The sequence below is a fragment of the Streptomyces sp. NPDC087300 genome (genome assembly GCF_044744425.1).
Taxonomy (GTDB): domain Bacteria; phylum Actinomycetota; class Actinomycetes; order Streptomycetales; family Streptomycetaceae; genus Streptomyces.
In genome coordinates this window covers 450,193-462,147 of sequence record NZ_JBIUYI010000005.1, presented here as the reverse complement: position 1 = coordinate 462,147, position 11,955 = coordinate 450,193, and the positions used below count along the sequence as shown (strand labels likewise).

At 72.5% G+C, this 11,955-nt stretch carries 7 protein-coding genes; 2 read left to right on the top strand and 5 right to left on the bottom strand.

All coding sequences use genetic code 11. The features are described from left to right. Positions 1 to 26: 26 nt before the first annotated feature. Both ACIO9J_RS22320 and ACIO9J_RS22315 read right to left on the bottom strand, forming a co-directional pair. Complete coding sequence (locus ACIO9J_RS22320; RefSeq protein ID WP_402002139.1) at positions 27 to 323, bottom strand: hypothetical protein; 297 nt, start codon at positions 321 to 323, stop codon at positions 27 to 29. 145 nt (positions 324 to 468) lie between these two features. Next, the gene (locus ACIO9J_RS22315) at positions 469 to 6,555 is read right to left on the bottom strand and encodes a hypothetical protein (RefSeq protein ID WP_402002136.1); all 6,087 of its coding nucleotides are present in this window, start codon (positions 6,553 to 6,555) and stop codon (positions 469 to 471) included. 170 nt (positions 6,556 to 6,725) lie between these two features. On the opposite strand from ACIO9J_RS22315, the gene ACIO9J_RS22310 reads away from it, so the two are divergent. Both ACIO9J_RS22310 and ACIO9J_RS22305 read left to right on the top strand, forming a co-directional pair. After that, entirely contained in the window at positions 6,726 to 8,303 is a 1,578-nt protein-coding gene (locus tag ACIO9J_RS22310) for a hypothetical protein (RefSeq protein ID WP_402002133.1), read from the top strand. Positions 8,304 to 8,549: 246 nt separating this feature from the next. Further along, positions 8,550 to 9,464: an SCO0930 family lipoprotein gene (locus ACIO9J_RS22305; RefSeq protein WP_402002130.1), complete on the top strand. Its 915-nt coding sequence runs from the start codon at positions 8,550 to 8,552 to the stop codon at positions 9,462 to 9,464. Positions 9,465 to 9,487: 23 nt separating this feature from the next. Here the strand turns inward: ACIO9J_RS22305 and ACIO9J_RS22300 are convergent, their stop codons facing one another. The 3 genes from ACIO9J_RS22300 to ACIO9J_RS22290 form a co-directional block, all read right to left on the bottom strand. Beyond that, complete coding sequence (locus ACIO9J_RS22300; RefSeq protein ID WP_402002128.1) at positions 9,488 to 9,829, bottom strand: hypothetical protein; 342 nt, start codon at positions 9,827 to 9,829, stop codon at positions 9,488 to 9,490. Between the two features lie 39 nt (positions 9,830 to 9,868). Further along, positions 9,869 to 10,642 (bottom strand): class I SAM-dependent methyltransferase, encoded by a 774-nt coding sequence (locus tag ACIO9J_RS22295; protein ID WP_402002125.1) that lies wholly within the window; start codon positions 10,640 to 10,642, stop codon positions 9,869 to 9,871. A 171-nt stretch (positions 10,643 to 10,813) separates the two neighbouring features. Next, complete coding sequence (locus ACIO9J_RS22290; RefSeq protein WP_402002122.1) at positions 10,814 to 11,878, bottom strand: saccharopine dehydrogenase family protein; 1,065 nt, start codon at positions 11,876 to 11,878, stop codon at positions 10,814 to 10,816. Positions 11,879 to 11,955: the final 77 nt, after the last annotated feature.

The following is an 11,955-nucleotide window of genomic DNA, read 5'->3' as shown; positions in this document are numbered from 1 at the left end:
CCGGCCCGGCCCGTACGACGGCGGGGTCAGCCCCTGAGGCTGGCGCCCATGTCGGTGTCGAACTGGTTCATGCCCTCGCCGTACTTCTTGATGTAGGTGGAGATGCCCGTCAGCCCCTCCGTGACCTTGGAGTAGTTGGCGGTGTACTCGTCGACGAAGGGCTTGAAGTCCCGCTGCGCGGAAGGGGTGTTGTAGCCGTCGGCGGTGAGCGCGTCCAGGTCGGCCTTGATCTTGTTGAGCTGCGCGACGGCGATGTCGTACTCGTTCATGGTCGTCGCGGCGGTGGCGGTGGTCTTCTCGTCGTTGACGATGTAGTCGGCCATCGGAAAGTCTCCCGTTCGCAATGGGTTGTCGCGGAGGTGGAATTCATGGAACTGATTTCTCTGAGCGGATGGCTCGGGCGGGCGCCTCGTGGATTCGCCGCCGTGCACCCGCGCGCCTTACACACGTGGCGGGTGCCGGATCGGTTCACACCTTGATGGGGGCTTCTTCCGCCGGATTGGCCAACTCGGTGTCCGCGCTCGCGTTGAGGCCGCCGAGGGTTTTCGTGGGAATCGACGAGAGGGGGACTTCCGGGCCCTTGGTCTTCAACCCGTAGGCGTCCTCGACCTTCTTGCCGGCCAGGGAACTGCCCACGCCGTTGCCGAGTTTGATGCCCGCGTTCTCCAGGGTGGTCTGGAGGTCGGCGCCGTTGGCACCGACCTCGTAGCCGAGTCCGACGGCCTGGCCCACGGCGCCCTTGAGGATGCTGGTGACGGCCGCGTACCCGTACTCCTGGAGCTCGGTGACCGAGGTGGGTCCGCCCGCGGTGGCGTGGTAGTCGTGGATCGGCGTGTGCTGCTCGTTGAAGGAGCCCGCCGCGTTCAGTTCGGCGACGGTCTTGCCGTTGGCGTCCTTGACCTGCACGGCGCCGTTGTTCTTGATGTCGACGTGGAACGTGCTCTGGTTGCCGTTGTGGTCGGTCGTGACGACGGTGCCCTCGACGCCGTCGTTGGTGACGGTGGCCGTGGTCGTCTCGCCCCCGGCGTTGCTCGTGAAGGTGGCGGTCCCGTCGGGGTTCTGGGTGATGGTCACGCCGTTGCCCGCGTCGGTGGTGGTGGCGGTGCCGTTGTTGATGGTGGTGGTCGCGCCGCCACCGCCCGGCGGGGTGACGACGGTCGGCGCGCCGGGGCCGCCGGTGACGGTGGTGCCGTCGCTGAAGGTGACCTGCGGCAGGGCCGCGGGCCCCTGCTGTCCGGCGCCGACGGGCGCCGGCGCGGTCACGCCGGGACCGTTGAGCGTGCCGTCGGCGCCGACGCTGACCTTGTCGCCGGGGCCGTTGCCGCCGCCGGTCACGGAGACGTCGAAGCCGCCCCCGCCGGTGGACTTGACCTCGAACGGGCCGCCGTGCACGGTGGCGCCGCCCTTGCCGCCGGCGGGCACGTCCACGCTGATCCCGCCGTTGCCGCCGGCCTTGAAGGTCTCGGGGCCCGGCGCGGGGGCGGGGGCGAGCGGGTTGTGCGGCCCGTCGACCACGCCCGCCTTCTGCCCCGCGGTGCCCGCGTTCTCCACGTTCCCCTGGCTCTTGCCGAGCGAGGTGTTGGGGGTGTCCACGGAGGTGGCGCCGCCGAAGAAGCCCTCGTGGTGCACGGTGGGGCCGCCGTTCGGCGTGGGCACGGTGATGCCGCTGTGACCGTCGCCGGTGACGGTGCTGATCGGCGTCTGGCCCGCGCCGTTGCCGATGGGGTTGCCCGCCGTGTCGATGGGGGCGTTGGTCGTCGGATCGAGGTGGGTGCCGGAAGGGCCGAGCCCGGTGACGCCGCCGGGGGCGAAGGTGCCCGACGCGGGCCCGTAGGTGACGGACACCTCGCCCTGCGGACCGAGGGGGTTGGGTCCGTGTACGACGGTGCTGCCCGGCTCGGAGATCGGGTCGGCGCCGTGGGTGATGATCGTGGGTCCCCCCGGGCCGTTGGACAGGGTGTTCTGGCCTCCCGTCATGTCGGGCGAGCCGAACAGGCCCCACCCCTCCTGCTGCGGGGTGTTCACCGTCACCTGGGTGTTGGTGCCGGTGATGGTCGCGCCGCTCGGCGAGTTGGTGACGGTGGCCTGCCCGTCGGCGCCGACGGTGTGGGTCACGCCCGACTTGTCGTGGACGGTGGTGGTGGTCGCTCCCGTCCCGTCGTGGGTGACGGTGGTCGTGAAGCCCTCGGACGAGTGCGTGATGGTCGGCCCGTTCGTGGTGAGGGTGGCGCCGTTGCCGTTGGTGACGGTGGCCGCGGGCGCCGCCTGGCCGCCGCCCTGCGGGTTGGCCGCGGCCTGGGGCGGCGGCACCTGGGCGGACGAGCCGTCGGGCACCTGGCTGGTGACCGTGCCGTCGGGTCCCGACGTGACGGTCGTGGGCGGGCCGCCGGGCACGGGCTGGTGGGTGAAGGTGACGGCGCCGCCCGGGGCGGCCGAGGTACTGACGCCCTGGCTGTCGATGCCGCCGTTGCCGATGGTGGCCTGGGCTCCGCCGCCGGTGTCGGTGACGGTGGCGACCGGGTTGTTGGCACCGTCCACGCCGGCCGTGACGGTGACCGGGCCGTCGGAGACGGTGCCGGTGTTGTCCACGCCGAAGTTGCCGCCGTTGTCGGCCGCCGTGGTGCCGTTCGGCCCGTGGGTGACCGTGGTGTGGGTTCCCGCAGGGGCGTTGGTGGTGACGGTGCCGTCGTTGTGCACGGTGCCGCCCGCGACGTTGGCGCCGTTGACGTCGGTCTGCGCGCCGCCCCCGGTCAGCGTGGAGGTGGTGCCGCCGGGCGTGGTGACCTGCGTCGGTGCGCCGTCGGCGGCCGGATTGACGGTGACGGACGCGGGCTGGCCCTGCGGTCCCACCGTGGTCGGCATGTCGGCGCCGGTGCTGACGGACGTGCCGCCCTGGCTCACCGTCGTACCCCCGCCCGGTGCCTGGTCGACCTGCGCCGGATTCGCGCCTGCCAGGGTGCCGCTGGTCCCGCCGGGGCCGTGACTGGCCTGGAGCGGGCCGGAGTTGACGGTCGTCCCGCCGTTGCCGACCGTCACCGTGGTACCGCCTCCGCCGCCGACCGTGACCGTCTGGCCGCCGGGGCCAGCGGGCGCCGACTTCGTGACGGTGCCGTCGCCGTGCACGGTGGTGGTGCTGCCGTCGGCGGTGGTGACTTGGGCACCGTCCCCGCCGGTGGGCGGGGTGACGGTGACCGCGGGCTGCTGCCCCTGCGGCCCGGCGGTGGTCGGCGCGTTCGGGCCCGTACTGACGGACGTGCCGCCCTGGCTGACCGTCGTGGTCCCGTCCGGGGTCTGGTCGACCTGGATCGGGTTCGGTCCTCCCACCGTTCCCTTGGTCCCGCCCGGTCCCTGACTGGCCTGGATCGAGCCCGAGTTGACCGTCGTGGTGCCGCCGCCGACCGTCACGGTGGTGCCGCCCGTGCCGTGCACGGTGACCGTGTGGCCGCCGCCGTTGGTCACGGAGATGGTGGTGTTGCCCACGTCGACGGACGCGCCGGGGGTCGGCTGGGGCACCGCGGGGGCGACCGTGTTGCCCTGGCCGTCGGTGGCGGTGATGGTGCCGTCGGCGTCGACGTGGATGTCCTGCCCGCCGTACGCGATGTCCGCCGAGCCGTCGTTGTGCACCGTGGTCGAGCCCGCGATGACGACGCCGTCCGCGCCCTTGCTGATCCCGTCGACGTTGAACCGGCCGTTGGGGTTGAGGGTCAGCGAACCGCCGTCCGGGCCACTGAACTTGATGTCCAGGGGCGAGAACTCGATCTTCCCTCCGCCGCCGGTGACCGTACCGCCGCCGCTCCCGTCGGTCGTGATCCCGCCGGTCGTGACGGCCCCGTCCTTGCCGATCGAGATCTGCGGCTGGCCGCCCGTGGGCGCCACGTCGACACCGCCGCCCGGCTTGGCGATGACGGATGAGCCGTCGGGGGTGGTGAAGGTGACGTCCGCCGCGCCCGGCGCGCCCACGGCGATGTCACCGTTTGGGGCGACCGTCAGCGGCGGCTGGTCGCCCGTGGGGCTCAGGTCGAACTGGCCCTGCGGGTCGACGCTCAGCGAGGTCCCCTCCGGGGAGTTGAGCGTGATGTCGAGCGGCGAGAACTCGATGGTGCCCGCGCCGCCCGTGACCGTACCGCCGCCGCCTCCGTCCGTGCTGATCCCGCCGGTCGTGACGGCACCGTCCTGGCCGACCGACACCTGCGGCTGGCCGCCGGGCGGGGTGATGTCCAGGCTCGTGTTCGGGCCGTTGAACTGCACCGTTTCCGCGTTGGGGCCGCCCGTGTTCACCGCGAAGCCGGTGCCGTCCAGCGTGGTGGTGGGCCCGCCGGGCGAGCTGATGGTGGCGCCGCCGCCCGGCGGGATGCTGGTGGTGACGTTGCCGTCGGCGACGGTGACCGGGCCTCCCGCGTTGGCCGGGGGCAGGGCGACGGTCTGGCCGCCGCCGTCCCCGTTGGCGACGTTGACGCCGCCGTTGTTGCCGACGGAGATCTGCGTGCCGTCCGGCAGGGAGGCGCCGCCGCCGAAGTTGCCCGCGTTGCCGCTGAGCGTGGTGTTGCCGACGTTGACGTCGATGCTGCCGTCGGCGGGGTTGTGGGTGGCCACCGGCTGGGCGCCGCCGCCCGCCGGGCCGTTGAAGACCGAGGTGAGACCGTTGGCGTTGTCGACGGTGAGGCCGCCGCCCGCCACCGACGTGAAGCCGCCGCCGTCGGTCACGGTGAGGCCGCCCGGCGTGGCGACGCTGTTGTTGTTCACGGTGAACTGCGGCGCGGGGCCGCCGTCGCCCGGCGTGCTGAACGTCGTCGCGCCCGTGCCGTCCTTGGTGACCGAGCCGAAGGAGCCCGATGTCGTGAAGCCGCCGGGCCCCAGCTCGGTGGTGAGCGCGGGCTTGGCCGAGGGCGTGGAGGCGAACTCGCCTCCGAACGTGCCGCCGAACTTCTCCTTGACCGTGTCGCCCTTGACCGGGGTCTCGAACTTCGTCGTGTTGCCGTCCGAGGTGATGACGTCCCCGTCGGGGCTCTTGATCGTGTTCGTGTTGCCGATGGTCTCCGAGCTGAATCCGTCGGGTGTCGTCGTCGTGGTCGACGTCTCGGGGCCGGGCGGCGGGCCGCCGTCCGCGGGGGCCTGGACCTGGTCCGCCTTCGGCCCCGGCGGCGTGATCTTCGTGTCGGTCGTGGTGCCGTCCGGCGTCGTGATCGTCGTCTTGAGCTCGCCGGTCGACGCGTCCGTGCCGGTCTTGCCGTTGATGCCGTGGAACCCGGTCTTCTGCCCGAGCCCCTTGGCGTCGACGAACAGCACGTTGCCCGGCTTGAACTGGCCGTTGGTCACGCCGAGGCTGTCCAGCGAGAACGCCTTGTCGATGTTGCTCTTGAACTTGCCCTTGGTGGTGAACGCGTCCTTGATGCTGTTGGCGAACTTGGTGCCGCCGAACACCGTGAGGACACCGGCCGTGCCCGCGCCGAGCGCCGCGCTCTTGACCGCGGCGACCGCGTCGAACTTCTTGCCGTCGGCCAGCGCCGTGAGGCCCGCGGCGAGGAACCCCAGGGAGAACTCGGTGCTCACGTCGATGCCGACCTTGCCCGCGAGCGCGAGCCCCGGCGCCGTCTTGAGCCCCGCGAGCCCCTTGCCGAGCGGATCGATGATCTTGCGTACGAAGGTCGAGCTCTTCAGGGCCGCGGTGACCGCCGCGGCCGTGGTCCCGATGCCCTTGCCCAGCTTGGCGAGGGCCGGCGCGAACTTGGCGAGCTTGCCCGCCGCCGCGGCGATCTTCCCCAGACCTCCGAGGAGCACGCCGCCGGGCACCAGGGTCAGCAGGCCGATGATGATGTCGCCGACGTCGATCTTCCCCTGCGCCACCATGCGGATCACCGAAGCCGCGAACAGGACCGCGCCCAGGATGACGCCCACGACGGGCAGGAACACGGCGACGATGGCGATGAGGATGCCCGCGACGATCTCGATGAACGGGTTGTCGGCGAGGATGTCACCGAACGTCTTGAAGAAGTCCCTTTCGGGGATGGCCTGTTCGGCTGCCTCGTCGAGCGTCACCGACGCCCTGCGCGAGCCGTCCTCCCGCAGGGCGTGCGCCTCGCGGCCGAGCGCCTCGGCGGCCGACAGCTGCTGCTTGGCCGCGTCGACCTCGCCCTGCCGCGTGTCGCGCGCCTCGGTCTGTTCGGGCGTGGCGTCCGCGGCGAGGTCGGGAACGTCCGACTTCGCGGTCGCCGCGACCTCCTGCCCCTGGTCGATGGCCCGGTCCAGCATGTCCTGCGCGTCGGTCAGGACGTCCGCGTACGTCGTGTAGGCGCCCGCCGCGGTGCGGAACGAGTCCCTGGTCTTGACGAGGAGCCCCGGCAGGTCCTTCTTGATCCGCGTCTTCAGGGCCTCCATCGCCTGGCCCTTGCCACGGCGGATCGCCCCGTCGTCGCGGAGCAGCTCGACGGCTTCACCTGCCCCGTCCCCGAGCTCCTGATAGGTCTTGGCCAGTGTCCTGATGGCCTCGGGGTCCCCCGGTGTGGGGTCCGCACCGAAGCCCAGGATCTCCCAGCCCGTGGTGTGCCGTCGTGGCATCTCCAACTCCTCCCGGCTGCACGCCCGTTCGGCACCTGTTCACGGGGCGGCAGCCGATTCGGTTCAGCGCGTCGCATCGCGCTTTGAACCGATCGGCGGTCGTACGCGTGTGACCGCCGACGCCCCCAGGAGTGCGCGTCACAAGGCCCTGACGGAGGAGGACGAGAAAGATGCGTGACGCCCCAAGGACGACGAACGAGGCGCGGCGGACGGCTCCGTGGCGCGGCACGGCCCGGGTGACGGCGGTGTGCGGCCTGGCGGCCGTCACCTGGCTCGCGGTGCCGGGACCGGCCCACGCCGTCAGCGCGGCGCCGCCCCAGACGCGGGCCGCCCGGCTCTTCCAGGCCGAGGAGCTGACGAAGTACTACGTGCTCAAGTCCCCCAAGGGCAACGGCGGTCAGCAGGAGACGCTCGTCTCGATCGCGGAGCGCACGCTCGGCGACGGCGAACGGTTCGAGGAGATCCTGGTCCTCAACAGCGGCCGCCCGCTGCCCGACGGCTCGGCGTTCGTGAGCCCCGACCAGCTGGTGCCCGGCTTCCCGCTGATCCTGCCGGAGGACGCGGACGGACCCGGCGTCGAGTTCGGCGTCCTGCCGGGGACGAAGGCGGCGTCGGGGCAGGACGGCGATGCGGGCGCGAGCGCGAGCGCGGGGCAGGGTGCGGCGCGGTCTCCCGCGCCCCGCACCGCGGCCGGCCGGGCGTCGAACCCGTTCGGCTCGATCGGCGACCGGGTCTCGCTCCCCCTGTTGATCGGCGGGGTGGCCGGGGTCACCACGCTGACCGTGGTGATCGTCGCGCGGCGACCGCTCGGGCGGGCCGCGCGGGCCACCGGCTCCGGGGTGATGCGCGTGGCCCGGGTGCTGCGGCCGCGGCTGCCGCGCGGTCTGGCGCTCGCGCTGCGCCGCCGTCGGCGCGGCGCGCTGGCGAAGCGGCTCGCGGCGGACACCCGTACGCCGGTGGTGGTCCGGCAGGCGCTGCGCGAACTGATCCCCGCCGATCCGTCGAAGTCGGAGCGCCCGGTCCGGGTCTACAGCGTGCTCGCCGAGCCCACCAAGCTGCTCGCCTCGGTGTCGGGCGCGCGGACGGCCCCCACGCCGTGGACCGCCCTCGAACCGAACCGCTGGGAGCGCACCGGGCTGCCCGCCTTCGTGGAGGGCGACCCCTCGGGTGACCGGATCCTCGCGCTGCCGCACCTGGCCAGGATCGGGATCGGCGAGCGGGGCGCGCAGGTCATGGTGGACCTCGGCCAGATCAACGGCGCGCTGAGCGTCAGCGGTGACCTCGCCGTCGCCCAGGACACCGTGGCCGCCCTCGTCCGCGGCCTCCTCGAACTCCCCCGGCAGAGCACGGTGGTGGTGTCGGTGGACCCGGGTGCGAGCGCCCTGCCCGGCCTCAACGGGCTGGTCCGCGTCCGCTCCGTCGCCGAGGTCGAGGGCAGGGCGCCGGAGGAGGTCCTCAACACCGCCGAGGAGCTCGGGGTCGGTTTGGTGCGCGGCGCGGCCCGCACGGGCGAGGTGACCGGGTTCATCGTGCTCCAGGACGCGCCGACCGCCGAGGAGGCGCGGGCGCTCGCGGACCTCACCGCGCCCGAGGGCGGCGGCTGGATCGTCCTCACCGTCGGGGACGTGCCCGGTGCGCACTGGCGCTGGTACGCCGAGTCCGACGGCAGCGTGGACCTGGGCGTGCTCGGACTCCAAGTCATCGTGCCCACGCAGACGTTGGCGGGCGCGGGCACCGGACGTGTGTGACAGGTCGCGGGTGACAGGCCGCGTGTGACAGGTCGCGGGAATTCTTTTCCCCGGGTTGAACCGCCCCGCATCTGAAGCCGTGTTCTCGGTGACCGGCCAGAACGGGATTCGGATTCCCCCAAAGACTCCGCTCCGGCAGTTGGTCGGCCTCCTCCCCTGCTGCCGGGGCGGGCATTCCGCGGCGTGACGCCGCCTTCGTTCTGCCAAGAATCTCAGCTGTTCTCAGATATCAGAGAGAGGTCCCTCATGCGCAAAACCACTTACATTCCGGTCGCGTTGACGGTCACCGCGGTCATGATGACGGCGGCCTGCGGAGGGTCCCAGACCGCGGCGACCACCGCCGACTCCCCCAGCCGGTCCACCGCCGCGGACAGCGGCACGCAGCCCTCGCAGGCGGGCGGTCTGAGCGTGTGGAAGAGCGACAAGCTGGGCGCGGTCATGACGGACGGCGCGGGCTTCACGCTCTACCGGTTCGACAAGGACAAGGCGCGCCCCTCGGCCTCGAACTGCACCGACGCCTGCGCGGCCACCTGGCCGCCGGTCCCCGCCGAGGGCGCGAAGGCCGCCAAGGGCATGGACCCGAAGCTGCTCGGCTCGGTCAAGCGGGCGGACGGCACCAGGCAACTCACGCTCGCCGGTTGGCCGTTGTACCGCTACGCGCAGGACACGGCGCCCCGCCAGACGAACGGACAGGGCGTCGGTGGCACCTGGTTCTCGGCCGCGCCCGACGGCACCAAGGCGAAGAAGGCGGCAGAGGCGGCGGAGGAGGCGGAGGAGGCGCCCGCCGAGGAGGCCGCCCCCGGGAAGCTGCCCGCGCTGTCCACGGTCGAGGACCAGGAGCGCGGCCGCATCGTCAGGGACGGCAAGGGGCGCACGCTCTACCGCTTCACCAAGGACACCGCCTGGCCGATGAAGTCCAACTGCCAGGGTGAGTGCCTCAAGCTCTGGAAGCCGGCGAAGCCCGTGGACAAGAAGAACGTCAAGGGTGTCGACCCCAAGCTCCTGAGCACGTACGACCGCCCCGACGGCGGCAAGCAGCTCGCCATCGACTGCTGGCCGCTGTACTGGTACACCGGCGACGAGAAGCCGGGCGACACCAACGGCCACGGCGTGAAGGGCACCTGGTTCACCGTGCGGGCCGACGGCAAGCTCGCCAAGTGACCTCCGGCCCGCCCCGCACCCCGTCAGTCGAGGTCCTCGCGGTCGGCGATGATGTCGGTCTCGTACTGGTCGATGATCTGCTGCGGGGTGCGGCCGGTGTGGTGGGCGAGGTCGTTGATGGCGGTGGCCGCCCAGTTGGCCACCGAGAGGGCCAGGGCCATCAGCTTGTCGTCGCCCTGGGTGTTCCTGACGCCGAGCAGATAGGCGAGATGCAGATAGGGGACGGCCTGGGGTCCCTCGGCGCGGCCCGTGCTGGCGCGGAGCATCTCGATGGTGGTCCGGGTGGCCTCCTCGTGCTCCGGGATCAGGCGCTCCCTTTCGACCTGCACCTGGGCGATCATCTTCTGGCGCGCGAGCGGGTCCATCAGCGGCCTCCTTTCGCCGGGATCGGTCTCCGGTGCCGGTCAGGGGGTGGCGCGCAGCAGGACGAGCGATCCGTCGTAGGTCGGCCTGCCGCGGAGGTGGCCGAAGGCGTCGTCCCAGGCGCCCGAGCCGAGGGCGCGGCGCAGGGATGTGTCGAAGTCCTGGCGGGCGCGGTCGTCGACGAAGCTCCAGGCCGAGCAGGCCTGGCGGGCCGCGGGGTCGAGGAGGAGCTCGGGCCGCCCGTAGTACGCCTCGTTGAAGCCGTCGGTGCAGTCCAGCGGGACGGGCACGGTCTCGACCGTGGTGGTGCCGCCGAGCGCGGCGGTCAGCAGGCGCAGGGGCGGGTAGCGGCGGGCCTCGGTCTCCAGGACGTCCGGGGCGTACTCGTAGAGCCAGAAGTCGCGCACGCGCGCGGGATCGCAGGTCAGTACGACGACGGGGCCGCGCGTCACCCGGCGCATCTCGCGCAGCCCGGCCTCGGCGTCGGACCACTGGTGGACGCTGAAGAGGGTCATCGCCGCGTCGAACTCCCCGTCGGCGAAGGGCAGGTCCTCGGCGACCGCGTCGATGGCGTCGGTGAGCTGCGCGGGCCGCCGGACCCGCATGGCCAGGGAGGGCTCGACCGCGGTGACGGCGTGCGCCGCGCTCTCGTACGACCCGGTGCCCGCGCCGACGTTGAGGACGGAGCGGGCGTCGCCGATCGCCCGTGCGATGACGTGCGCGATGCGCTCGTCGGGGCGGCGGTACGCGTGACCGGGTCGGAGGGAGCCGTGGTCGACGTCGCCGGCACCGCCGTCGTGTGTACGCATCACCATGGAAGACCTCGCCTTGTGGGCCCGCCGGGACGTCGGCAGCCGCGCCCCGAACAACGTCTTCCATCTTGCATCTGCCACGGGGAATCTCATAGCTGCCTGGCTGATGCTTGGCAGATCAGCCAAGGAGTGGGGCATCTGCGCCGTCGCGTTTGGAGGTTGTGTCGGCGCCCGCTAGGAAACGGGCACGCCGGGCTCGTACGCCAGGTGGTGCGGGGCCAGCGCGCGCAGGAACGCTTCCGCCGCGAACGTCTCGCCCGGTGTGCGGACCCCGGTCCCCTTCACCCGGCCGGTGAGGATCTGATCGACGGCCTCCACGACGAGAGGCGCGGTGACGGCGTAGATGTCCTGTCCGTGGACCACCGCGCGACGCCGGGTGTCGCCCGCCCGGACGACGACGTCGACCAGGAAGGTCTGCGCGGAACGCCCCCGCTCGTCGACCGGCTCCGGCGGTGCGGCGTCCGGGGCCAGCACGTCCTTGACGGCTTCGAGGGTCATGAAGGTGTGGATGTCGGGGGCGTTCAGGTGGCGCGGGATGGTCACGCTGTCCGCGGTGGTGAACTCGCCGACCACGGAACGGTTTCCGACCGGCTCGGGGAAGGACCACTCGCCGGTGGGCGCCTCGTCCGTGCGCAGTTCGAGGCGGCCTTCGGCGTAGACGAGCCGTCGGCCCTCGCGGCGGCCGCGCGAGACCCGGCTGGAGCCGCGCGTGCCCGCCGTGGGGTGCCAGCTGCTCAGGGCGTACGCGATGTGCACCTCGTCGGCCGCGGGCGCGTCGCCGAGCGCGGCGGTGGCGAGCAGGTCGCCGAGGCCGCCGTAGAACGCCATCGCGGGCACCACGAGGACCCCCGCGGCACGGGCCTTCTCCGCGAACCGCGCGAACGTGTCGGCGACGGCCTCCACCTCGGCGGCGACGTCCAGGTAGGGGATCCGTGCGCGCAGCGCCGCCTCGATGACGGGTGCGGTCGTCGCGGCGAAGGGCCCCGCCGCGTTGATCACGGCCGCCGCGCCGTGCAGCGCGCGGTCGAGCGAGGCCGGGTCGTCGACCGAGGCGGGCCGGACGTCGAGCCCGGGGAACTCGTCGCCGAGCGCGCGGAGCTTCGCGGCATCGCGTCCTGCCAGGACCGGGGTGAGCCCCCGTGCCACGAGTTCGGCCACGATGAAGCGTCCGGTGTGCCCGTAGGCACCGAACACCGTCACCGTTCTCCGTCCCGCCTCTGCCGCTCGGGTCGATTCCATGGGGCTCCCCCGTCTCGTGGATGCGTACGCCCTGACGGCTGATGCCCGGCGGCCGTACGCGGTTGATCACTTGATGC